The sequence below is a fragment of the Streptomyces sp. NPDC000410 genome (assembly GCF_040300305.1).
In the GTDB taxonomy this organism is placed as follows: domain Bacteria; phylum Actinomycetota; class Actinomycetes; order Streptomycetales; family Streptomycetaceae; genus Streptomyces.
On the sequence record NZ_JBEPDM010000064.1, the window covers coordinates 1 to 21,781 of the forward strand.

At 70.3% G+C, this 21,781-nt stretch carries 24 protein-coding genes and 1 pseudogene; 8 read left to right on the forward strand and 17 right to left on the reverse strand.

Features of this window, described 5'->3' with window-relative positions; all coding sequences use genetic code 11:
* Positions 1 to 1,026: pseudogene (locus tag ABT342_RS38340) on the forward strand (IS701 family transposase); the annotation flags it as partial.
* A gap of 45 nt (positions 1,027 to 1,071) precedes the next feature.
* Here the strand turns inward: ABT342_RS38340 and ABT342_RS34230 are convergent.
* From ABT342_RS34230 to ABT342_RS34275, 10 genes are all read right to left on the reverse strand, one after another.
* Complete coding sequence (locus ABT342_RS34230; RefSeq protein ID WP_351582405.1) at positions 1,072 to 1,557, reverse strand: transposase family protein; 486 nt, start codon at positions 1,555 to 1,557, stop codon at positions 1,072 to 1,074.
* A gap of 168 nt (positions 1,558 to 1,725) precedes the next feature.
* Positions 1,726 to 2,124, reverse strand: a complete 399-nt coding sequence (locus ABT342_RS34235) for a hypothetical protein (RefSeq protein ID WP_351582407.1) — start codon at positions 2,122 to 2,124, stop codon at positions 1,726 to 1,728.
* A gap of 77 nt (positions 2,125 to 2,201) precedes the next feature.
* Positions 2,202 to 3,950 carry a relaxase/mobilization nuclease domain-containing protein gene (locus ABT342_RS34240; protein ID WP_351582409.1) on the reverse strand — a complete coding sequence of 583 codons (1,749 nt, stop codon included), beginning with the start codon at positions 3,948 to 3,950 and terminating at the stop codon, positions 2,202 to 2,204.
* Positions 3,951 to 3,954: 4 nt separating this feature from the next.
* Positions 3,955 to 4,305 (reverse strand): plasmid mobilization protein, encoded by a 351-nt coding sequence (locus ABT342_RS34245; RefSeq protein ID WP_351582411.1) that lies wholly within the window; start codon positions 4,303 to 4,305, stop codon positions 3,955 to 3,957.
* Positions 4,306 to 4,574: 269 nt separating this feature from the next.
* The gene (locus ABT342_RS34250; RefSeq protein ID WP_290348985.1) at positions 4,575 to 4,799 is read right to left on the reverse strand and encodes a hypothetical protein; all 225 of its coding nucleotides are present in this window, start codon (positions 4,797 to 4,799) and stop codon (positions 4,575 to 4,577) included.
* Between the two features lie 104 nt (positions 4,800 to 4,903).
* Entirely contained in the window at positions 4,904 to 5,932 is a 1,029-nt protein-coding gene (locus tag ABT342_RS34255; protein WP_351582414.1) for a DUF2637 domain-containing protein, read from the reverse strand.
* A complete protein-coding gene (locus tag ABT342_RS34260; protein ID WP_351582416.1) occupies positions 5,929 to 6,522 on the reverse strand; it encodes a WhiB family transcriptional regulator in 594 nt (197 codons plus the stop codon). Before ABT342_RS34260 ends, ABT342_RS34255 begins: the two co-directional genes overlap by 4 nt.
* A 101-nt stretch (positions 6,523 to 6,623) precedes the next feature.
* Positions 6,624 to 7,337 carry an ATP-binding protein gene (locus ABT342_RS34265; protein WP_351582418.1) on the reverse strand — a complete coding sequence of 238 codons (714 nt, stop codon included), beginning with the start codon at positions 7,335 to 7,337 and terminating at the stop codon, positions 6,624 to 6,626.
* The gene (locus ABT342_RS34270; protein ID WP_351582420.1) at positions 7,337 to 8,278 is read right to left on the reverse strand and encodes a hypothetical protein; all 942 of its coding nucleotides are present in this window, start codon (positions 8,276 to 8,278) and stop codon (positions 7,337 to 7,339) included. Before ABT342_RS34270 ends, ABT342_RS34265 begins: the two co-directional genes overlap by 1 nt.
* 2 nt (positions 8,279 to 8,280) lie before the next feature.
* On the reverse strand, positions 8,281 to 8,640 hold the full coding sequence (locus ABT342_RS34275) for a hypothetical protein (RefSeq protein WP_351582422.1): 360 nt from the start codon (positions 8,638 to 8,640) through the stop codon (positions 8,281 to 8,283).
* A 660-nt stretch (positions 8,641 to 9,300) separates the two neighbouring features.
* Between ABT342_RS34275 and ABT342_RS34280 the strand changes: the two genes are divergently transcribed.
* Positions 9,301 to 10,203, forward strand: coding sequence for a helix-turn-helix domain-containing protein (locus ABT342_RS34280; protein ID WP_351582424.1), 903 nt, complete (start codon positions 9,301 to 9,303; stop codon positions 10,201 to 10,203).
* Between the two features lie 41 nt (positions 10,204 to 10,244).
* Here ABT342_RS34280 and ABT342_RS34285 read toward each other — a convergent pair whose 3' ends face one another.
* The 3 genes from ABT342_RS34285 to ABT342_RS34295 are packed head-to-tail and all read right to left on the reverse strand — an operon-like array spanning position 10,245 to position 13,118.
* Positions 10,245 to 11,441, reverse strand: a complete 1,197-nt coding sequence (locus ABT342_RS34285) for an amidohydrolase family protein (protein ID WP_351582426.1) — start codon at positions 11,439 to 11,441, stop codon at positions 10,245 to 10,247.
* Between the two features lie 24 nt (positions 11,442 to 11,465).
* The gene (locus ABT342_RS34290; RefSeq protein WP_351582428.1) at positions 11,466 to 12,581 is read right to left on the reverse strand and encodes an MAB_1171c family putative transporter; all 1,116 of its coding nucleotides are present in this window, start codon (positions 12,579 to 12,581) and stop codon (positions 11,466 to 11,468) included.
* A gap of 3 nt (positions 12,582 to 12,584) precedes the next feature.
* On the reverse strand, positions 12,585 to 13,118 hold the full coding sequence (locus ABT342_RS34295; RefSeq protein ID WP_351582430.1) for a hypothetical protein: 534 nt from the start codon (positions 13,116 to 13,118) through the stop codon (positions 12,585 to 12,587).
* A gap of 697 nt (positions 13,119 to 13,815) precedes the next feature.
* Here ABT342_RS34295 and ABT342_RS34300 point away from each other — a divergent pair.
* The gene (locus tag ABT342_RS34300) at positions 13,816 to 14,256 is read left to right on the forward strand and encodes a pyridoxamine 5'-phosphate oxidase family protein (protein ID WP_351582432.1); all 441 of its coding nucleotides are present in this window, start codon (positions 13,816 to 13,818) and stop codon (positions 14,254 to 14,256) included.
* A 60-nt stretch (positions 14,257 to 14,316) separates the two neighbouring features.
* Here ABT342_RS34300 and ABT342_RS34305 read toward each other — a convergent pair whose 3' ends face one another.
* A complete protein-coding gene (locus tag ABT342_RS34305) occupies positions 14,317 to 14,808 on the reverse strand; it encodes an ATP-binding protein (RefSeq protein ID WP_351582434.1) in 492 nt (163 codons plus the stop codon).
* Positions 14,809 to 15,134: 326 nt separating this feature from the next.
* Between ABT342_RS34305 and ABT342_RS34310 the strand changes: the two genes are divergently transcribed.
* Entirely contained in the window at positions 15,135 to 15,758 is a 624-nt protein-coding gene (locus ABT342_RS34310; protein WP_351582436.1) for a nucleotidyltransferase domain-containing protein, read from the forward strand.
* On the opposite strand, the gene ABT342_RS34315 is transcribed toward ABT342_RS34310, so the two are convergent.
* Genes ABT342_RS34315 through ABT342_RS34325 form a run of 3 tightly spaced genes read right to left on the reverse strand, consistent with a single transcriptional unit; the run spans position 15,745 to position 18,704 of the window.
* Positions 15,745 to 16,203 carry a PPC domain-containing DNA-binding protein gene (locus ABT342_RS34315; RefSeq protein ID WP_009311896.1) on the reverse strand — a complete coding sequence of 153 codons (459 nt, stop codon included), beginning with the start codon at positions 16,201 to 16,203 and terminating at the stop codon, positions 15,745 to 15,747. The genes ABT342_RS34310 and ABT342_RS34315 overlap by 14 nt on opposite strands.
* A gap of 27 nt (positions 16,204 to 16,230) precedes the next feature.
* Positions 16,231 to 17,232 carry an asparaginase gene (locus tag ABT342_RS34320; protein ID WP_351582439.1) on the reverse strand — a complete coding sequence of 334 codons (1,002 nt, stop codon included), beginning with the start codon at positions 17,230 to 17,232 and terminating at the stop codon, positions 16,231 to 16,233.
* 59 nt (positions 17,233 to 17,291) lie between these two features.
* Positions 17,292 to 18,704, reverse strand: coding sequence for a helix-turn-helix domain-containing protein (locus tag ABT342_RS34325; protein WP_351582441.1), 1,413 nt, complete (start codon positions 18,702 to 18,704; stop codon positions 17,292 to 17,294).
* Positions 18,705 to 19,010: 306 nt separating this feature from the next.
* On the opposite strand from ABT342_RS34325, the gene ABT342_RS34330 reads away from it, so the two are divergent.
* From ABT342_RS34330 to ABT342_RS34345, 4 genes are read left to right on the forward strand one after another with little or no spacing between them, the layout of a single operon-like run.
* Positions 19,011 to 19,772: a hypothetical protein gene (locus tag ABT342_RS34330; protein ID WP_351582443.1), complete on the forward strand. Its 762-nt coding sequence runs from the start codon at positions 19,011 to 19,013 to the stop codon at positions 19,770 to 19,772.
* Positions 19,769 to 20,455, forward strand: coding sequence for a dTMP kinase (locus tag ABT342_RS34335; protein WP_351582445.1), 687 nt, complete (start codon positions 19,769 to 19,771; stop codon positions 20,453 to 20,455). The genes ABT342_RS34330 and ABT342_RS34335 overlap by 4 nt, the downstream gene beginning before the upstream one ends.
* Positions 20,448 to 21,317 carry an isocitrate lyase/phosphoenolpyruvate mutase family protein gene (locus tag ABT342_RS34340; protein ID WP_351582447.1) on the forward strand — a complete coding sequence of 290 codons (870 nt, stop codon included), beginning with the start codon at positions 20,448 to 20,450 and terminating at the stop codon, positions 21,315 to 21,317. Before ABT342_RS34335 ends, ABT342_RS34340 begins: the two co-directional genes overlap by 8 nt.
* Positions 21,308 to 21,778, forward strand: a complete 471-nt coding sequence (locus ABT342_RS34345) for an NUDIX domain-containing protein (RefSeq protein ID WP_351582449.1) — start codon at positions 21,308 to 21,310, stop codon at positions 21,776 to 21,778. Before ABT342_RS34340 ends, ABT342_RS34345 begins: the two co-directional genes overlap by 10 nt.
* Positions 21,779 to 21,781 lie beyond the last annotated feature (3 nt).

A 21,781-nucleotide genomic window follows, 5' to 3' on the forward strand; every position in this document is an offset into this window, starting at 1 on the left:
CGGTGTCCTGATCGTGGACGAGACCGGCTTCGTGAAGAAGGGCCGGGCCTCGGCGGGTGTGCAGCGGCAGTACACCGGCACCGCAGGTCGCATCGAGAACTCCCAGGTGGGGGTGTTCCTCGCCTACGCCACCAGCCGGGGACGAGCACTGGTCGACCGTCGGCTCTACCTGCCCGAGCAGTCCTGGTGCGGCGATCCCGAGCGCCGCGACGCTGCCGGAATACCCGACGCGGTGGCCTTCGCGACCAAACCCCGTCTGGCCTGGGAGATGATCGTCGCCGCGCTGGAGGCCGGGGTGGAGGCACCGTGGGTGACCGGCGACGAAGCCTACGGGCAGGACCCGCAGCTCCGTGCCGCCCTGGAGGCACGCGGGACCGGCTACGTGATGGCCGTCGCCTGCTCGACGCGGGTGCGGATCAACCACGGCCGTACTGCCCTGCGTGCGGACACCGTCGCCGACCGCCTGCCCGCCAGCGGCAGAGCGCCGGAATCGGTGCGAAGGGCCCGCGCTACTACGACTGGGCCTGGATCCACATCGGTGCTGACGAACACCGCCACCTGCTCATCCGCCGTAACCGCACCACCGGCGAACTCGCCTTCTACCTGTGCTGGTCACCCAGCGAAGTGCCCCTGGCCGCACTGGTCCGCGTGGCCGGTGTCCGATGGAGCGTCGAGGAGTGCTTCCAGGCTGCCAAGGGGCAGGTCGGACTCGACCACTACCAGGTCCGCAACTGGACCTCGTGGCACCGGCACATCACGCTCGCCATGCTCGCACTGGCCTTCCTGGCCGCCGTCGCCGCCGACCAGGCCCCCAACCGGCCTATCGATCCCCACCACCCCGCCCGCGGCAGCGACCCGATCACATTGACCGTCCCCGAGATCCGCCACCTACTCATCGTCGTCTTCATCCCACCGGCCGTGACAGCGGCCAGGCTGCTGCACTGGTCCGACTGGCGCAGACGCCACCAGGCAACAGCCCGCCGCAGCCACTACCGACGACGGTCGACTGACGAACCCACCGGATAGATCACGAAACCACACTGGAGTACTAGGACCAGGCCGGTGTTGTGCTCAACCGCCGCAAGAAGGTGGATCTTCCGTCCCCTCACTCTGGCCGCGCCGCGCAGGGACTTGCCGTCCACTGACAGTCCGCGCAGCCCGGAGCCGGCGGGGCAGCGGTCGGCGAGCCAGCCGCCCACCGCCCGGTCCAGGGCGTCGCCGTCGACGCGCGAGCAGGCGGCGCACCGTCGTCTCGGCCGGCACCAGCCGCCTGAGCAGCACCGGATCGGGGCGCATACCGAGCCGTTCCAGCACCTGGGGCGGCGCGTCCGCGATCCACTCGCCGACCACCAGCAGCGAAGTCGCCCCCGCCAGCACCGCGCACGCGGCCAGGGCGAGGACAACGGCGAACGCGTGCCGCACACCGCGAGGGTCCCGTGGGTCCGGCACCTCGGCCAGCCGTTCCAGCAGGCCCGCCACCTCCCCGGGCCCGACGCCGGGCTGCTCGCGGAGTTGGTCAAGGGCAGGCGGAATCGGCAATGATGCGTCGGCAGGCACGGTCTTCCAGGCAGGTCACGGGGCGTAGAGAACTCCATGATCTTGGAAATCCGCGCCTGTCCTGCCTCCGGGACGCCCACCGGTCAACGAACCGTCACAAACCGGACCAGGGCTGACTGCGCCGAAGCCCTGCCCCGCCCAGGACATCGATACAGCCGACACGGCCTACTACTCGGGCCGCGGCTCCGACAGATAGGTGCCGGCAAGCGTGCCGTCGTACCCTACGGCCCGGGCCGCGGCCTCCAGGCTCGGGTAGTCCTGGCCGCCGACGTCGATCATCGCCTCGTAGTCCGCGCGCGTCAGTTCGGGCTCGACCCACTGGTGCGCGCACCGGCATCGGATGCTGATCTCGCTGCGGTCGCAGATGACCATCCAGTCGCGCCGGGCTCCGCACGCCCGGCACATCACCAGGATGCCGCCGATGCGGATCTCCTCGGGGTGGGTGGTGGCGCGGAGACGGATGATGCCGTCGCCGAGCTGCGTCTCCTGCTGGAGCCTCAGCAAGGGGTCGTCGGCTGCCGTCTCCGGCAGCACGGCTCTCCGGGTCCGGAGGTCTTCGCTGAGCATTGGCATCGTCTCCTCGTCCTGTTGTTGACCAGCCCTAACAGCGTCGGCCATGGGTGTCCAGCGCTTTGAGGTGCTGGTCAGCGCCGTGGGCCCGGCCTGCGGGTGCTGTTCGTGTCGTGGTGAGCCGTGGGCTCGGCTGCCTGCGGCTTCGGTGATCGGGGCTGCGCCGGGGGTGTCCGCGTGTGCGCGCGTGTGCTGGGCAGGTCCGCGGTGGCGGGCAGTTTCCCCATGCGGCGCAGGCGCCAGACGAGTACGTCGGTGACGTTGTCGGCGGTCTCCAACTCGCGCCACTCGATCGCCTGCTGGAGCAGTGCGTCGGGGTTGTGTCCGGCTCGTTCGGCTTGGACGAGGGTGGCGGCGAGCGCGTCCCAGCCAGGCTCGCGCAGGACGTGGTCGGCCTGTCCGGGTAGTGCGGCTTCCACGGTGTGGGCGTAGCGGTCTCGTACGGGGGCGGGGAGTCGGCGTCCCTGTTCGCGCATCGCCTTCATGGGCGTGGCGGACGCGGTCTGGTAGGCGGCGCGCAGGTGCTGCGCGGCTTGTCGGGCGGCAGCGGCCTGCTGGGCGTGGCCGCGGGCGGAGTGCCAGTGGATGGCGGCGATCGTGACGAGGACCATCGTGGACAGGAGCATCGCGGTGGCGCCGCCGTCCTCGCCTTTGCCGAGGGCGTTGCCGGCCCGGACGATGCCGCGCGCGGCGGAGCGGAGAGCGCGGTGGTCGGCGTGCTCGGCGCGGGTGTGGGAGCGGGTGGCGCGTTCGAAGGCGCGGGCGGCCTCGGCGAGTTCCTTGCGGGTGGAGGCCGGGGAGGTCTGAGCGACGGCGTCGAGGAGTTCGCCAACGCCGACGAGCTGAGCGGCGCCTGCCGCGTCGTCGTCCCCGGCGAGTACGGTGACGGCCTGCTCGGCGACGTGGGTGGCGTCTCGGCGAGCACCAGCTGGGCGAGCGGCCCGTGGGGCGGGGCCCGTGACGGTCGTCGGCTCGTCCTCGGGCGGTCCGTCCGCAAGGCGTTGGCGAATCCTGGGGAGGGAGAGGTCGGGGGCGAGCCGGGAGCCGGGGAACCAAATAGGCTCGCCGTCACGGTTGCGGTCGCCGGGCAGGGCGACCTTGTATCCGAGGATGTCGCCGGAGGGGGCTACGCGCTTTTCGAGGCGAAGGCCGGCTTCGGTGAGACGACGGAAGAACTCGTCCTCGTCGGCGGCGCCGGCCAGCGCCTGGCGGACGTGCTCCCGCAGCGTTTCACGGGGCGGTTCGGTGCGGCCAGTGCGTTCCGCCTTGGCGCGTTCGGCGCTGGTGGGGCGTTGGGCGGCGGTGCGGTCGCCTTCGTTGAGGATCTGCAGGCCCCACTCCTTTTCGATCTTGCGGCATTCGGCCTGGGCGCGAATGCCGTCCTGGTGCCGACGGGGGCTTCGTCCGTCTTCGCGTTTGAGCGTGGCGACGATGTGGATGTGGTCCTCGGCGTGGCGTACGGCGATCCAGCGGCACGCCTTGTCGTCGCCTTCCTCGGCGATGCCGGTGGCGTGGACGATGCGGCGGGCGACCTCGGCCCATTCGGCGTCGGTGAGGTGCCGGTCGCCGGGGGCGGTGCGGACGGGGCAGTGCCATACGTGCTGGGCCGGGCGGCGGTTCTTCGGGAGGGCGAGGACGGGGAGGTCGAGCCGGTCGGTGAGCTGCTTGAGGGTGGCGTTCGGGTCCCGTCCGGGGTCTGGGGCCAGTTCCCGCATCCAGGCGGCGACGAGGTGTGGGTCGGTGTGTTCGTCGCGGCGGCCGGGCCCGTAGAGGTAGGCGAGGAGTCCGTAGGTGCGACTGCCGGTGGAGATGTCCGGGACCACGGTGTCAGCGCCTCGCCATCTCGATGGCGGCGGCCTCGACCCTGGCGGCGGCACGCAGGACGCGGGCGACGGCGTCGTCGGTGTACTCGGCCTGGCCGCCGGAGTTGAGGACGCGGGCGACCTGGTTGAGGTTGTTGCCGACGCGGGCGAGCTGGGCGCTGGCGGCCATCAGCTCCTCGACCCGTCCGCGCTGGTCCATCAGCCATGCCTTGGGACCGCCCTGGGCATGCGCGACGGCGACCGCGGCGTCGGCGAGGAATCCGGCGGTCTTGAGGCCGACGGCTTCGGCGGCGCGCTTGACGACGTCGAGTTCGTCGCGGGTCAGGCGGACGCTGCGGACTTGGTCGCGGTGCACGCTCTGGCGCAGGCGGGGGCGCGTACGAGGCGCGGAGCGCGCGGCTTCTTCTCCCTCCGGCTGCGATCCGCCCTCGGTCGCAGCCTCAGAGTCCGGTGCCCCCTGGTGCCGGCCCTCCCCCGCCCCCTCGTGGGTGGGGGCATGCGCTTCCGAAACTCCTCCGCGGCCCGTGGCTGCGGAGGAGTTTCGGAAGCTACAGCTTGCTCGGCCTCGTGCCGGGCAGTGGTCTTCGCCCAGTTCAGGGGGTGTGCCGAGCGGGTCGGGGAGCGTCATCGGGGCAGTCCGGTGACGTCCCGGCGTACGTCGCGCAGGACTTCGGCGACGAAGTCGAGGGCGAGGACGGGGTGGTGGAGGGTGCGGGGTGTGCTCGTGGGTGTGCGCTGGACGGTCCAGGCTCCGTCGGGACCGGGTTCGGCGTGATGGAGGTGTCCGTACCGGCCGAGCACGGTGATCCAGGCGTCGGCTTCGGCTCGGGTGGCCGTGGTGGTGCGCATGTGGCGGCTCCGGTGCGTGTGCGAGGTGGGAGGGAGTCGTGTGCTCGGCGGGTGCGCCGGTCCGGATGTCCGGGCCCGGGACACCCGCCGAGCAGGCTGTCCGGTCAGCCGGTCCGGGTGTCCGAAGCCTTGTCCGCTTCCTTGCGGAGGTGCTGCATCAGGACGGTCAACCGGTCATTGCCGAGGCCGTGTCCGTGACCGCGGATGGCGTCCGCGACGACCTTGCGGGTCAGGTCGCCGGCCTCGGTGACCGCCGGTCGGGCGATCGCGAGGAGTTGTTCGTCGGTGACCGGGGCCGACTTGCGGGGTTCGGCGTCCGGAGGGTCGGTGGGCCCGGCCTTCGGGGGCGGGCCCGAAGTAGGGTCCGGACGTTTGGCCGGATCGGCGGGGTGGGTGACCGGGCGGGGTCTGGGAGCGGGGTGTCCGCCCTGGTCAGCGTCGCGGCCACCGTGCTCGGGCTCCGGTTCGACCGGCTTCTCCCGCGCTCCGGACGCGGTGTCCGGGGTGGTCTCCGAGGTCTCCGGCCGCTGGGTGACCGCCGGGCGGCCGGTGTCCGGGCCGGGCAACTCGGCCGGGTGTCCGGACACGACCTGGGCTGTACCTCGTACGCCCCAGCCGAGGTGGGTATCCGGACGGTCACCGGTGACCCGCTCCGTCCGGACACCGGAAGTCTCCTGGTGTCCGGACAGGTCGGCCTCGGTGGCCCGCCGGGCGATCAGGATGTACAGGTGGACGGCACCGGCCAAGGCGAGCGGGGCCAGGGTGGACAGGACACCGACGGTGACGTCGCCGAGCCGGAGGCCCGCACCGTCGTGCCGCTGCTGGTTGAGACGCACGGCGTGCAGGGCGTTGGCCCAGATACTCGCGGCGGTCGCCGTTCCGAAGAGCGTCCACACGTAGCATCGGGCCGCGAGCGGGGCGGTGCGCAGGACCAGGAGGGCTCGCACTCCGTAGGCGATGAATCCGTCGATGACCAGGGGGAAGACGAAGGTCAGGAGTCCTCGGACGTGGATGGCGGTGGCCATCTGCTGCAGGGCGTCGTACGAGAGCGCGCATCCCGCGCCTCCGAGAGCGACGACGGCGGCCCGGTCCCAGCCGTTGATCCGCGCCGGTACGGGCGCGAGGTGGTTCACGCCGCCGTCCCGAGGTCGTCGCGGTCCGGGAGTTTGGCGGCAGGATTCTTCAGGACATGGGGGGCGTTGTCGGGTGTCTTCGCTGCCTCGTTCGCCTTCTTCTGCTGGTCGACGGCGCGGTTGCGGATCTCGCGGCGGGTGCGGCGGTAGAGCTTCCCGGCGTGTGCCTCGGTGACCTTGAGCATCCGGGCGAGCTGCTCGGCGGGGATGTCGGCCTGGTAGGCGGCGCGGACGACTGCCTTGCGCTCGGCCCTGGTGAGGTGGATGTCGCGGCCGGCCAGGGCTTCGTTGACACGGGAGTAGCTGAGACGGCCCCCCAACTTGCTGTGCAGGGCCTCTCGCTCCTCTTCGGTCATGCCGCCCCGGATGCCATCGCGGTCGCCGTTCTCGAGGGCGGCGTCGAGGCAGGTGCTGCGGACCGGGCATTGCGCGCACAGGGCCTTGGCGGCGGCGATGCGGTCTACCTCGTCGGGCTCGGGGAAGAAGAGTTCGGGGTCGACCCGGTGTTGCGGGGTCGAGCGGCAGGCGGCCCTGTCGCGCCAGGTGTGGTCGCCGAGGGCTCGGGGCTGCGCGGTGTCAGTGCGATGCATGGGGGTGTCTCCGTATCCCCCCGGGCCGCGTTTGGGCAGGGGCGACCTGGGGGTTGGTGCAGGTATGAGAACGGGCCGGTGTCGGCCGTCACGGGGCAGGGTCAGGCGCTGGCGGCGGCGAGAGCGCGTCGCTCGGCCGCGAGGGCTCGTCTGCGGTCGGGGCCGTCGAGGATGACCCGGTCGGTCATCTCGGTGAGCCGAGACGCGACGCGGTCACCGATGTGGGCCCGCAGGTCGGCCATGCCGAGGTTGGTGGTGATCAGCGTCGGGAGCATCGCGTTGTAGCGGCGGTTGATGAGCCGCATCGTGATCTCCTCGGTCCACTCGCTGTTCTTCGCCGCCCCGAGGTCGTCGATGATCAGCAGCGGGCAGCGGGCCAGGTCCAGCAGCTCCCGCTCACCGTCGTGTCCCGGACGGGGCCGCAGCTCGGCGTACAGGTCGGCGGCCGTGATCGCCTTCCAGCGCAGCCGGACCCCGGCGATCAGGAGCGAGCGGACCGCCCCGTACGCCTGGTACGTCTTGCCGGTCCCCGTGGTGCCGACGATCAGCAGCGAGCGGCCCTCGGCGAGGCCCGGGGCGCCTTCGGGCCCGGGGCGTCCCCGCTCGGCGACCTCGCGGACCCAGGCAGCGACGGCCGGGTGGTCGGCGACTGCGGCTCGGTACCGGGCCGGGATACGGGCCTGCGCCGCCTGGAGGGCGGGGACGGGCTCGACCGCGTCCGTGAGCTTGCTGTTCGGGTCGATGCCCCGGGAGGTGAGGATGTGCGCCAGTCGGCGGGCGATACCCCCGACGGGCTGAGCGTCGTAGTCGCGCATCACAGCTCCTCGGCGTAGGCGACGGCAGGGTCGGCGGGATTCGCCCAGGCCCGGTGACCGGGCACGCTAGGCCGGGATTCCGGCCGGACCAAACCGGCGCGGGTGGCGTTCATGGCCTCGTGGACGAGGCTCGGCAGGGTGCTGGGGTGCAGCCCCTTGGCGCGGTGGAGGGCCAGGCCGGCGCGGATGTGGCCGGGGTCGATGCCCTCCCCGAGGAGCTTGGCCGTCTCGCGGCCGAGGTGACCGAGGATGCCGCTGGGCGGGCGGTGTGCGCAGGCGGCGGTGTACTCGGCGATGAGCTGCTGGGCCGAGGTGGTCTCCGGTGCGTGGGCGCTCGCGCCCCCCGAAGGGGAAGAAGTTCCTAGATCCAGGTTCCTAGGTCCAAGATCCAGGGGGTGAGGACTCACTGCGGGTTCAGCGCTCCCTCCGTGAGTGTTCAGTGAGGACTCACTGAATGCCTCGCGACCTGCGGTTTCGTGCGATCCGGAGGATTCGGCGGGGATTCGTGCGTCCTCAGTGAGTCCTCCGTGAGCCTTCACTGAAGACTCCGGCACCTCTCCGTGAGTCTGCGACGCGTCCTGCTTCGGCTTCCCGGCGGCGTGCTTCGGACACTCGGGGAGCCGGCTGCGGCTCGCGCGGTTGATCTTCTGGTGCCGGTACCAGGTGACGATGTGCAGGTACCGCTTGCCTTCGTCGTCCTCGTAGCGGCAGATCAGGTTGGCGGCAGCGAGTTGGATCAGGTCGTCCTCGACGTCGACCGGCGTACGCCCGCCCCGGACGGCCCAGAGCTCTCCACAGAGCGCGGCGGGCTGGTCACGGAGGCGGCCGTGGTCGTCGGCGCGGCTGATCAGCCCGAAGAAGGTGCGCTCCGCATAGACGCTCACCTGCGCCAGGGACTCGGACGTGAAGGCTTCGGGCTTGAAGGTTCGGATCCTCGCCACGGTCAGCGCCTCCCGTCCGCGACCGCGTACGCCTCGGCGGCGGGACGCAGGACACCGTTGGTGAGGTCGAGGTCGTATGCCTCGTTCCAGTTCACATCGGGGTGAGTGCGCATCACCCAGCGTGCGGCCGTCAGACCCTGGGCCCGGTTGAGGGCGACAGGGCGCCTCTGCTCGTCGTAGGCGCGAGCATGGGGGCTGGGCCAGGTCCGCTCAGGTTCACGCTGCGAGACGCGGATGGTGCGAGCACCGGGCACCATGTCCGCGAGGAGGGTGGCCAGGCGACGCCGGCGGGATCCGGTGGCAGGGTCGGTGACCTGGACGGGCTGGGCGGTGTGTGCCCTTCCGTTCCGGGACTCGGGCATGCGAGAATTCCTCACTCGTAGGTGAAGTGGGACGGCCGTTCTCGTCGAAAAGGTCAGCCGACCCGCTCCAGTTATGGATCCGCCCCCTTCGGGTGGCGGGCTCGGCGTCCGGAAGCGGCTAACTTCTGGGCGCCGGTTTCATTTCCCCTCGAGGAAGCGCGTCCGTGGCGCTTGGGGTGGTTCCTACTTCCCTCCCACGTGTTGACCTGACGTCGGCGTTTCCCGCCGAGGGACTAGCAACATATGCAGACGGCGGTCAACACTCCAGCTGGCAGCGGGTGCTGAGCCGATCCGACGCCAACTCGACATATGTCGATAGGTCGGTGGGCGGTCGAGACTCACGGCCCGCCCGGACACTGCACCCCCGCTCGGCATCCAAGCTGCTGAAGAGGGCTCCGTGCCCCTCCGGCCGAAGCCGAACACTTCCCAGAGCCCGAGAGACGAGTCCCGCCACCGATCCGTTCAGAGTTCTCCGCGCACTGGATGTCGCAGGGGACTCCGATCTCTCCCTCCCGCGACCCAGAGCCTTCGAAGGGTTCGAAGACGAAGATCGAGCAGGCGTGCAACGCCGCCCGCTCTTCGCTAAGCTGAAACTATTCCCGACCGAAGAAAAAGTCAACGCACTGGATCGACTCCAGTTTGCACAAAAAACGAGGTCCGATGCCTGCTCGTCACTTCGACCGAGGCCGACTGCGCGCGGTACGGCGAGCCGCCGAGATCTACCAGGTTGCCGTTGGCGAGGCGCTGGGCGTGTCCGACTCGGCGGTCGCCGGCTGGGAGACCGGCGCGCAGACTCCCGATCCGGAGAAACTGCCCGCACTGGCGCGCGCGCTTGGACGGGACGTAGACGACCTGTTTCCACGGTCTGGGCCGCCTGATCTGACTGACCTGCGCTGCGATGCCGGTTACTACCAGTACGAGACGGCTGAGCTGATCGGAACCAAGAGCGCCGGACCAGTAGCGGCGGCCGAACGCGGAGAGCGACGTCTCAAGGACAAGTACGTCCCGGCCTTGGCGGCGGCGTACGGGGTCAGCCCGGAAGAGCTGCGGCGAGCGGAGGCCCGGTCGATCGCCAAGGCGCAGGGTGTGCAGGTTGACGAACCCACACCGTCGGGAACCGGGAGCGCCTCGGCCCTCGGCACCCCTCCCGAATCGTTGGCCGAGAAGATCACCTTGCTCCTGAACAGCTCGTATCCCGGCCCCCAGGGCCCCCCCTCGGATGCGGAGATGGCGAATGCGGTGAACGCTCACGCCGGAGCGCAGATCATCACCGAGGAGGGCTTCCGGGATCTCCGTACAGGCGTCACCGGGACCGCGTCGCCGGCGGTTCTGGACGCGCTCTCAGCCGTCGTCGGCGTCTCGCGGATGTACTTCGAGCCAGACGCCGCCGTGGCTGCTCAGGTCTATGAGGGTCTTCAACTCCTCGCAGCCGCAAAGAAGGGGGCCGTGGGCCGGGTGAGGGCTCGTGGGCTGGGCTCTCAGGGGCTGTCACCGAAGGCGATGGCGCTGGTGAACGAGTTGGTCGCGGAGCTCGAGGAGAAGGAAGCAGACGCCGGCGAGTAAACGCCTGTCCGCAGCTCCTACGTCGCGGGCAGGCGGCGTGGCTACTCGTGCTCCGGCGTCTTGCCCGGCTCGCGTAGACGCCCCTCGGTGACGACGGCCCGGACCGCCTTCAGGGCGCTGAGGTCTTCGAGGGGGTCCCCGTCGACCACCAGCAGGTCCGCGCGGAACCCCGGAGCGATCCGACCTGTCGTCTCGCCCAGTCCGAGCGCGTCGGCCGCGTCGGCGGTCGCCATCCCGAGGATCCTGTCGTTCGGCAGGCCCAAGTGCGCGTAGAACAACAAGGCGGGCACCAGTCCGTCGAACCCTGTGCGCTGGACTCCAGCGTCGGTTCCTGCGATGAGCTTGGCGCCGGCCTCAGCCATCTGCCGCACGAGGTCGAACATGGCCGCCGCCCGCTCCTCGCCGAAGAAGCGAGGGAGCATCTGCCAGTGGGGACTTACAGCCGGGCAGACCGCGATGCCCCGGTCGATGATCTGCTTCAGGACGTCCTGCCGCAGGTCGAAGCCGTCGCTCGTCATCCACGTGCAGTGCTCGATCGTGTCCACCCCGGCCTCGACGGCCGCGATGATGCCGTCCGTACCGTGTGCGTGGGCGGCCACCGGCAGGCCAGCCTGGTGGGCCTCGTCCACCAGAGCCTGGAGTTCTTCCGGGGAGAACTGGCTCTGCCAGCTCTGTGGCCCACCCTTGGTCAAACCGCCCCCGGTCACCATCGCCTTGATCACGGTGGTGCCCGCCTCGATGTTGCGCCGTACGAGGTCGCGGACCTCGGCTTCCCCGGTGACCTCACCGCCGAGGAAGTGGCAGTGGCCTCCAGGCGGGGTCGCGGGGGTGCCGGCGGAGACGATCCGGGGACCGGGAGTGCTGCCGCTGGCGATCTCCGCGTCCAGCTGAAGGGCGAGGCCGTTGCGGTCTCCCAGGTCACGCGCCGTCGTCACGCCGCTGGATAGAAGCTGTTCCGCGCGGCGGCGCATGTCCTTCAGCAAGGTCTCGTCGCTCGACTCGTGGAGCGTGGCCACCGGGTCCGCGCCGCCGTCGAACACCAGGTGCACGTGTGCGTCGATGAGACCGGGCACCACCGTGCCCTCGGGGAACGCGAGGTGCGTACTGTCCGAGCCGACCCGCTCCGCGATCTGCGAGCGTGGCCCCACGGCCGTGATCGAGTCGCCTTCGACGAGGACTGCGCCATCGTCCAGATACGTTCCAGGGCCCACGAGGACTCGGCGGGCGGTGATCAGCATCTCGGCCTCCTTGATCGTCGACGGTCAGGCGGACAGGCGCAGCGCGTCCGATACCGCGATCAGCTGACGCACGTCCGCGTCCCGGTCATCAGCCTGGGGCATTGCCAGGGGTACGGCCTGGCGCGCCGGACGGGCGTCCATCCCGATCGTGGTCACGGCTTGGCGAAGGCGGTCCGCCAGCACGGCAGGGGGGAGGGAGAGGACTTCGGCGTCCTCACCCTCGCGAGCCAGATACGGACTGATATCAACCAGCCCGTCCCGGCATTCCACTATCCGCCGGTGGTAGCGCCGGTGCACGCCACGCGCCCTCCAACGATCCCAAAGAGCCGCAGAAGCCGGCCGCAGCACGTTCTCGGGGTACGCGTCGGTGAGCAGCTGCCACAGCGGTGCCAGGCGTCGGTGGTCACGGCGTCGCCGCAGCCAGAGCCGCGCCGAGGTGACCCTCGCGCGGGCCCCCGCGTAGGTGACACCGGCGACGAAGAGCAGGATGGACACGACAAGGAACACCGCGACGCCGGCCATGAGCGGCTGCGGTACGGTCCCGCCACTCCAACGGACGGCCACGAAGACCGCGCGGACCGCGCAGGCCACCGCCATCGCGCTCAGGCCCACAGCGGCCATCCACAATCCCGTCGCGTGCGGGCGACGCGACATGCGGGCGTACTGGCGGGTCCACCGGCCGGTGACCCCGAGGGCGTACATGAGGTACAGGCCCGTAACGCCGTAGAAGAAGGCGATCTGCGGGATCGTCATGTCCGCCGTACTGAAGGAGCCGGCGAAGACGTCATGGGGAACCGTCTCCGCGGCCACGACGATGGCCACGGCCACCAGCGCGACGCCGACGGCCTCTCGTCGGGCCCGTCGACGGGCGGTCGGCCCGTCGGCGGAGTACAGGTAAAAGCACATCAGGAAGTAGACCGTCAGGAGGAGCAGCACGTTCTGCACGAGCTTCGCCGTGCCATGCCCGGCCACGGTGTCGACGCCCGAAGCACCACCCGGCATGGCCAGGGGGTAGGACAGCAGGGCGGTGAGCAGGCACAGGGTGACGGAACGCAGCGGCGCGTCCTGCGGGGCCCGCGACCACTGGTAGAGCTTCCACGCCACGGCAGCGGCGAGGCCCAGGAGGATCAGTTCGGTCATGGGTTACAGCCATCCTCGTCGGTCACCGAGGGCCGCCTGTACTCGCTGCACCGTGGGGTCCTCCGGCATCGGGGCAACATGGTCAAGCACCGACGACCACTCCAGGATGATCGTGGCCGCCAGCTCGACGGCGCACTCCTCCCCGTCGTCGTACGAGCATCGGCGGGCCACACGCCGGATCAGCGCGGGATCGAGCACCGGGATCATCGTGGCCCAGCCCTCGACGAAGTCGTCCGGAGCTTCCGGCTCCTCCTCGGCCTGCTCGTCCTCCGCCACGATGATGTGGAACACCTCGTGCAGGATGATGTGGTCCTGATGCAGAGGGGTCGTTTCCTGCTGGTAGAGCACCACGTCCATCTGAGGCGTGTCGACCCAGAGCCCCGACGGTCCGGGCTTCTCCAGCGGGAAGGGCCGCAGGACAATCGGCCGACCTCGCCTCTCGCCGAGCGCCCGGCACAGCTCCTTCACGTCCAGCGGCGGCTGGACACCGAGGTCCCGAAGCTCGCGACGCAGTCGACGGTGCAGGTCTCGTTCCACCGTCCGCTTCTGCGCGGTACGCCACCGCCCCAAGCGCCGGCGGCTCAGTCCGCCCCGCGCAGGCACCTTGCGTTCAGCCGCGCCGCGGTCAGTTCTTCCCGGCCACATCAGTAATCCCCTTCGCACCAGCCGTGGATTGCTCCGACTCGAAGCCGGGCGACGGCCGCGCCCATTTCGACCATGTCCAGTCCCGCCGCACAGCGCAGCCGAAAGTGATCACGGGCATCGAGGGCAGTAGTCGATCCAGGCCGCGAAGGACCTGATCCGTGAACCACACGGGCGCGCGCCCAAGAATCCTCAGACACCGAAGTCACTGACGCGAATGAGCAATGACACGACGCAAAGCACCCCGGGCAGGCCCTGGGGACTTCATTGGACACTACGCGAAGCCGCATCAAGATCCGGCTGGAGAACGCCTACCGGGCCACAGTGACACCGATGCTCCAAATCGCACTAAATCGGCACACAGAGTTGTAGATCATGCTTTTGAGCTGGCAGTTCTCACGAACGACGCGACCACACCGAGCACCTCGAGAGGGGCCACCTTCGTTACCGATCCGAAATGCCTTCCTCGCGAGCAAAAGCATCAAATAGGTATATCTAGCTCTAAAAACCCTGCCTTTCATCGCGCGAGGAGGGCTGTGGCCATGGCCACTTTCAGACAGTCGGGACATCGTTCGCGATTAGGCTTCCAGGCATGCATGCCGAGTTACACCGCAAAGGAACCGACTACCTGGAGTTCTGGAATGAGTACCACCTGTGCACTCTGACCACGCTCCGCCCAGACGGCCGCCCACATGTCGTGCCAGTTGGGGTCACCGTGGACGCCGCCACCGGCATCGCGCGGATTATCACCCGCAAATCGAGCAGGAAAGTCGCCAACGTTCAGGCGGCGCTTCCCGGCCAAGCGCGCGTCGCCGTCTGTCAGGTGGACGGAGGGCGCTGGGCGACGCTGGAAGGCACGGCCGAAGTGCGCACGGACGCAGCCGCAGTGGACGACGCTGTTGCTCGCTACGGAAAGCGATACGGGCGGACGCCAGCACCAGACCCGGAGCGGGTGGTCATCGAGATCACGATCGACCGGGCCATGGGGCAGGCCGTTGCGCCCAAGCCCAAAGTCGCGAACGCCGCAGCCTAGGGATCAAGCTGCTGTCTGAGCCGCTGTAGCCGTACGCGGCGCGGATGTGGCCGAGGCAGCTCACTCCATCAGGGTCTGGCTGCCGCGAGTCGCCATCGGCCCCGAAACCGCGGCCAGCACGACCCAGGCGGCCTTGTTCCCGCAGTCCGTCACATGGAACCCCCACTGCCCCTGAGCCAACTCGTTCACGATGCGCAGGCCCCGTCCGCTCTCGACGAGTAACCCGCTTGCCCCCTCGGCCGGTTCAGTGTCCGGTGACGAGGTGGCGCCGCGGTAGAGCCCCTCGGGGAGCAGAGGATCCCCGTCACGGATCTCGCAGATGTACCTCCCGGCGGCCGAGCGAACGTGCACCTCGTACGGGCCGCGCGCGTGCTCGTGCGCGTTCGCCACGAGCTCCGAGACGGCCAGGACCCCGTCGCTGACGACGTCCCCGGACAGACCCAGGTCCCTGAGGACACGTCGCAGAACCACGCGGGCTTCCCCGGTCGGGTTGAGGGTGTGGTCGGTCCAGCGGTACACGAGGCCGAGAGCGGCGGACGGAGCGCTGATCATCGGGCGACAGACCTCCTGTGGGTGACAGCGATGGCCTTCTCCCGGGGCTGCGATGTCGTCGCGGAAGTGCGGCGACTACGCCGCTGAGAGGCGTACGGCAGCAGGAATCACCCTGGCTTCGGGCGCGCGGCCCCGGGAGGATCGTGGCTCAGTCACCAGCCACGAGGCCGGTCGCGAGTCACGCACTCAACGATGGCCGCCGGTGCCCCTGATGCTCATGGGCGTTTATGAGCGAGGGGCCAGCGAGCGGCACGGCACTCCACCGAGACCGCCGACCCGCCGCCGGCCTTCACCTTCGCCCGTCTGGTCACTGGGAGTATGGGCAGGTGAGTGCTGACGTGTTGGGACGCTGGGTACCGGATCGTCCCGAGGATGTGGCCACGGTCTTCGCCAAGGCGGAGTTCCCGTGGTGGATCGCCGGTGGGTACGCGATCGAACTCGCGGCCGGCCGCGAGCTACGCGCACACGGCGATCTCGACGTCCTCGTCCTCCGGCGTGACCAGGCCCACGTACAGGATCTCCTGGCCGACTGGGACCTGTACGTGGCGGATCCGCCCGGCCAGGGGGAGTTGCGACCGTGGCGTCCTGGAGAGGTCCTTCGGCCGCCGCTCCACGACATCTGGTGCCGCCGCACGCCGGAGGCGCCCTGGTCGGTGGAGCTCATGCTGGACGAGGCCGAGGGCACCCAGTGGGTCTCGCGGCGCACCCCGGAGATCCGGCTCCCGATCGACCGGCTCGGGCGAATGAGCGAGACGGGCATCCCGTACCTCGCGCCCGAGGTGCAGCTTTTCTACAAGGCGAAGGCGACCCGGGACAAGGACGAGACCGACTTCGAAGCGGTACTACCGCTCCTCGACGCTCCGGCACGCGCCTGGCTGGCGAGCGCGATCAGCGTGATCGCGCCCGATCACCCCTGGCTCCGGCGGCTCCTGCCGGTCAGCCGAACGTGAGCAACGGGACGTCGTAGAGGTCGGGATTCCGGGGCCGCGTCATCGTGGGCGACGTGACCTCCACGATCAACAGCTCGCTGAGGAACTGGACCTTGGCGCTGAGGAGATGGCTCGTCCTGCCGTCGGCCGACTGGGCCTTCAGGCCGGCGGAGACGTGGATGTGCGGGAGTATCCCGCCGGTGGCCGGGTCGTGGGCGAGTGTGCCCGCGCCGAACGCCTCGACGTTTGTGACGTACGTCTTCGCCCAGACCGGTGCGTCCGGGTCGGCGAGCTTCTCGCAGGCGCCCACGATCTCGGCCTCCGCGAAGGCCCCGATGAACGAGGGGATGTAGCCCTGCCGTACTCCGTTGTCCCGGCAGAAGGTGGACAGCGCCTCGAAGAAGTCCTCCCCGTGGTCGAAGGTGACGCCGAAGGTACGGCCGACGGTCAGCTCGTGAGCACGCATGTGCGGGTGTCTCCTGGTGACGTGGGATCAGCGGGCGGAGGCGGTGGTGAAGGTCTCGCGGACGGCCGCCCCGTCGGCGCCCTGGGCGAGCAGGGCCTGCAGCAGGAGCCGCGCCTGGTAGGGGCCGAGGTCTCCGGCGCCGATGAGTCCTCGTCCGAGGAGGTCCTTCTCGGAGCCCGGGAAGCCGTACGTGTCGGACAGGACGGGGCCGTTGCCGATGCGGGAGGCGAGGACCACGGGGATGCGGGACGCGAGCTTGGTGAGCCCTTCGACGAGACGCTCCGGGACGTGGCCGACGCCGAAGGCCGCGACCACGAGTCCGTCACAGTTGCCGTCCCACAGGTCGAGCAGGGTGCCGTCGTCGCCAAGGGTGACGGTGTAAAGCCCGACGCGCGCCTCACGGTCGGGGGCTCCGACCAGCAGTCCGCGGGACGGCAGGCCGCCCACCAACCGCACCCGGTTCTCCGCGATCCGCGCGATGGGGCCGCACGCCGGTGAGGTGAAGGCGGCGGGGCTCGTGGTGTGGGACTTGCGGACGGTCCGGGCCGAGTGGATCTCGTCGCCGAGTACGACGAGGCAGCCGGCGCCGCTGAGTCCGGGATCGGCGGCGGCCAGGACGGCGGCGTGGAGGTTGGCCGGACCGTCAGCGCCCGGCAGAGTGGGATTGCGCATCGCGCCAGTGACGACGACCGGCTGCTCGTGGCCGTGGTAGAGGTCGAGGAGGAAGGCGGTCTCCTCAATGGTGTCGGTGCCCTGGGTGATGACGACACCGTCGATGTCACCGGCCTCCAGCTCCGCCGCGATCGCGGCGGACAGGGCGGTGAGGTCCTCGAAGGTCAGGGAGGCGCCGGGCAGACGCCGGAAGTCCCGCACCTTGAGGCCGATACCGTTCGTCGCCAGTGCGGGTACCGCGGCGAGGAGTTCGTGAGCCGAGAGCGCGGGAACGACGCCTCCGGTGGTGGGATCGGTGGTCATGGCGATCGTGCCGCCGAGGGAGAAGACCGCCACGTTCCTGACCGACTCCGTCATATCCCCTGCTCCCCTGTCCGGACACCGCCGAGCGCGGCCTCACGAGTGGTTCACGCAGGCTATCGGGTCGGCGCCGTCCGGGTACGCGGAATGATCACCAGCTGCTCGGCCACGAACCGGCAGGCGGCCTCCAGCCCTTCGAGGCCGAGCAACCGGCTGCGCGGCCGGGCGAGCCGCTCCGTGCCGACGGCCGACAACTGTGCGCACCGGCGACCGAGCCAGGACGCATCGAGGCCGAGGTACTCCGCGGTTGCCGCGAGGCGTTGTCCGGCCTGCTCGGCCGCAGTGGCCGAGTGGTGGCTGACGTGGCCGGTCACGTCGGCGAAGGTCCGCAGGGCTCCCGGCCTCGCGGTGACTGCGAGGTGGGACGCCCCCTCGGTCCGTACCCATGAGGCGATCACAGCTCGGCGCCCGTGGGAGAGGGCGAACCCGTCGGTGTGTGCGAAGCCTCCGTCGTCCGTCACCCAGGTACGGATACCGAAGGACTCCATGAGCGCGATGGCGAGGAACATCAGGACGCGCTCGTACGCCGGCGAGGAGGCGACCGCCGTCTCGGGGACGCAGAACCCCCGGCCGCTGGTACCGCCTGGGCGCCGGGGCGCCATTCGTTCGAGGTAGCGGTACATGTGCCGGAAGAACAGCCAGGTGGCGGCCTCCTCACCGCGCTGTTCCCTGGTCCAGAAGACGGGTGCGTCGCCCAGGTGGTCACGGTGGCCCAGGATGTACCGGGCCGCGGTCTCCGAGCCGATCAGCATCGTGGACACTTCGGTCAGGCCGTGGTTGGAGGCGAGCGGCGAGCCGGGGGAAGCGGCGAGCGAAGCCAGCGAGGTGTGCAGGGCCTGGTCGTCGCCCAGCAGCGCCGCCTCGAATCCCGACATGGCCCACAGGATGCCGTAAGTCAGGTCGTCCAGTTCGTACGCGGCCGGGACGTCGACCGGGTCGGAGGCGGTGCCGCGTACGCCGCTCGGCCTTGCGTCGGCGACGAACTGCCGGACCGCCCCGTCCACCGTGCGGTTCGCGACGACGAGCGCGCGCATCGGCATGGTGCGCCAGGCGTCCAGCTCCGGGCGGGAGTCGAGTCGCAGGCTGTCCCCGATGAAGGAGGCTGCGGGAAGGGTCAGCACGGGCAGCGCCGTCGTCGGGACGGACCGGCCGGCGGGTAACAGAAGCTGGCCTGGGCCTTCGGGCAGCGCCACGTACCCACGCGCTGCGGTGTCCGCCGTTCCTGGGCGACTCGTGGCGTCCGGGGTGTGCGGATCGGCCGTGGGCAGGAGCCCGAGCAGCTCCTCCGGGACTCCCAGCGCATCGGTCCACTGGACGAACTGCCGTCGGTCGCGGATCTGTTTGAGCCCGCGCTCGAGTCTGCTGACCTCGGCTTGGTCGATGCTGACCATCCGCGCCACGCCGGCCTGGGAGAGGCCTGTGTGCTTCCTGAACAGCTTGACGACGGTGCCGAGTTCCCATGCGGCCACGGCTCGCCGGACCGTCGGATCACGCCAGAAGGCCGGGTCGGCCCGTCGGGCGGCCGGCCCGTCCTGGCACGAGGCGCATCGTGTACCGGCGTTGAAGCGACTGAGAAGGGCACCGCAGCGCGTACACCGCCGCTGTCCGCTGTCGACCATGGTCGGCATTCTCCCTCGCTCTGCGACCACCCGGACACGTTCCGCTGGTGGCGCTCATAAACACTCATGAGCGTGGGCCTTCGTGGCGGCCATCGTGGTGGAGCACCACCGACCGGAGCCGCGTGCCGCGACTCCCCGGACGTGAGGATCCGACCTGTGACCTCCTTGACCCTGCCGCCCCGGCCACCCGGTTCGCCACCGCTGGCCCATGCCTGGCAGACGCTGGCGGACGGGCTGCTGACCCAGCGGCTCCATCTCCATCTCGACGAATGGCGGGCTGCCGTCGCCGAGGAGAAGGCGCTGCCCGACGTGCCGGGCGCCGATGTCTCCGTGCTGGCCCAGCGCCCGTCTCCGCTGCCGGCTGCCGACGAGTCCGCGATGGCGCTACTGGAGGACGCCGGGCTCGGCTTCTGGTGGGAGCTGCCCCAGCGGCACGGAGCGGAGTCGCTGAACCGGCGCGGGGCACTTCACCGCGCCGCCGACACCGCTGCCCAGAACCTCCTCGTGGAACGGTCCGGGGCGGCCTGGTCCGACGCCGTGACCGCCGTCAGCGCCGCCGCCGCTTGGTGGGTGGGCTTCTTTACGGTCATCCGCCACCGCGGGGTGCACCACATCACGCTGGAGCCGCACCCGGGCCCGCTCCACGAGCAGGCCCTGGGCACCGCGGTGAGCGTCGTGGCCCACGGCATGGCCACGCGGGTGCTGGAGGCGGCGCTGCGTGACTCCGGCGACGACCCGGTCCTCCGCGCCGCGTACTGCCGGGCCATCGAGGCCGGCATCTGCTCCGAGCCCGAGCTGCCCCGCCTCATCGACGAGTTGGCGGAGCTCCGGCTCGTGGACCTGGTGTCCACCACGGCCCGCTGGCGGGGTCGCTTCACCAAGTACGCCGGCGGCACGGGGGCGGGGCAGGTCGAATGAACCACCGCTATCCGTTCATCGTCATCGAGGGGCTCGACGGCACCGGCAAGACGACGCTGCGCAAGGGCCTGTTCCGGCTCTGGGAGGGGCTCTACGGCGTCACCCCGTTGTGCGTGCTCACCACCAACTTCCTCGCCGCCGACCAAGCCGCCGCCATCATCACTGGCAAGTACCAGCCGAACGCCGGGAACCGTGACGCCTATCTGTCCGCGATCGCGGCGGACAAGCGGGCCACGCTGGATCGCCTCGTGCTCCCCCAGCGGCCGTCCCGGCCTGTGATCTCGGATCGCTGGCTCCTCAGCGAGCTGGCCTTCTTCGCTGTGAAGCACGACATGCGGGTGTCGGAGACGTACGAGGTGCTGTCCGCGCAGCTCACAGCGGCCCCGGATCTCACGCTCGTCCTGGACCTGGAGACCGACACCTCGATGAGCCGGGCGCAGGCCCGACAGGGTGACGCTGTCCGGGCCGACTGGGACGTGCACGACGTCCAGAGTCGGGTTCGCGAGACCTACGAGGCCGTGGTCACGAAGCCCGACGAGTTCCCGCTCCTCGGCGACGTGGTCCGCCTGGACGCCCGCCGACCCCGGTCCGAGGTGCTGCTCGCCGCCTGGGACGTACTGCGCGACCGACAGCTGGTACCGCCCATCGCCGCCCACGCGGAAGGAAGAGAGACCCATGGCTGACGGCACGAAGGCGACGCGTCTGCGCGAGGCCCTCGACGACAGCGAGCGGGAGAACCCGCTACTGGCGATCGGTGCCGTGAACGCGCTCGCCGCGCACGTCGCGGCGGAGGCGGGCTTTGACGCCCTGTGGGTGAGCGGTCTGGAAGTGTCAGCGGCCTCCGGGCTGCCCGACGCCAACGTCCTGGGCCCTCGGGACCTGTCCGACGTGGTCGACTCGCTCGGCCGTGTCACCGAGATGCCCATCATCGTGGACATCGACAACGCGGGCGGCTCGGGGCGCACAGCGGAGCGGTTCGCGTACGACCTGATGCGCGCCGGAGCCGCGGCGGTGTGTGTCGAGGACAGCGCGTACCCGAAGTGCAACAGCTTCGCGGCCCACCGGGCCCAGAACCTCGCCGACCGGGACCTGCTGTGCGAGCAGGTGGGGCGCATACGGAAGGTCGCCGGTGACGGCCTCGTGGTCGTGGCCCGCACCGAGGCCCTGATCGCCGGCGAGGACATGGCCACGGCGATCGCCCGCGCCGAGGCGTACGCCGAGGCCGGGGCTGATGCGGTACTCATCCACTCCAAGGACGCGACCGGTAACCAGGCGCGGGCCATCGGACGTACGTGGAACCACGGCGTGCCGCTGGTCAGCGTGCCCACGGCGTTCCCCGACCTGAGCGCCGCCGAACTCGGCGAGGCCGGCTTCCGCCTCTGCATCTACGCGAACCAGCTCAGCCGTGCCGCCCTCGCGGGTATGCGCACCGCCGCCCGTCAGTTCCGGCGCGGAGGGAGTTTCCGCTCCACCGTCGCGGGGTCCCTCGCGGAAGTCGGAGACCTGATGCGCGTCGGCGAACCGGAGGCGCTGTCGTGCCTCTGACGCCCGAACTGCCTCGGATCAGTGTCTCCGTGAAGGCGACGATCGTACGCGAGGGCGCCGTCCTGCTGCTGTCGTACGACGACGAGGCCGGGTTCCACTACAACCTCCCGGGTGGCAAGGCCCAGGTCGGCGAGGACCTGCGCCAGGCCGTGAACCGCAAGGTCGCGCAGGAGACCGGCCTCCAGGTCGTGGCCCGGCGTTTGCTGTGTGTCGTCGAGTACGTCCCCGAGTCGTGGCAGGGCGAGTTCGGGGACGTGCAGAAGGTTCAGTTCAACTTCCTCGCCGAGCAGGTGGACGACGCCGAGCCGCGCATGCCGGAGCCGCCGGACCCCATCCAGGTGGGCTTCGAGTGGGTTCCGCTGGAACGTCTCGGCGACGTGTACCTGCTGCCCCGGATCAACCGCCCATTATCAGCGGCGCTGAGCGGTGAGCTCGCCGACCCCTTCGTGGACAGGTGGTGACCT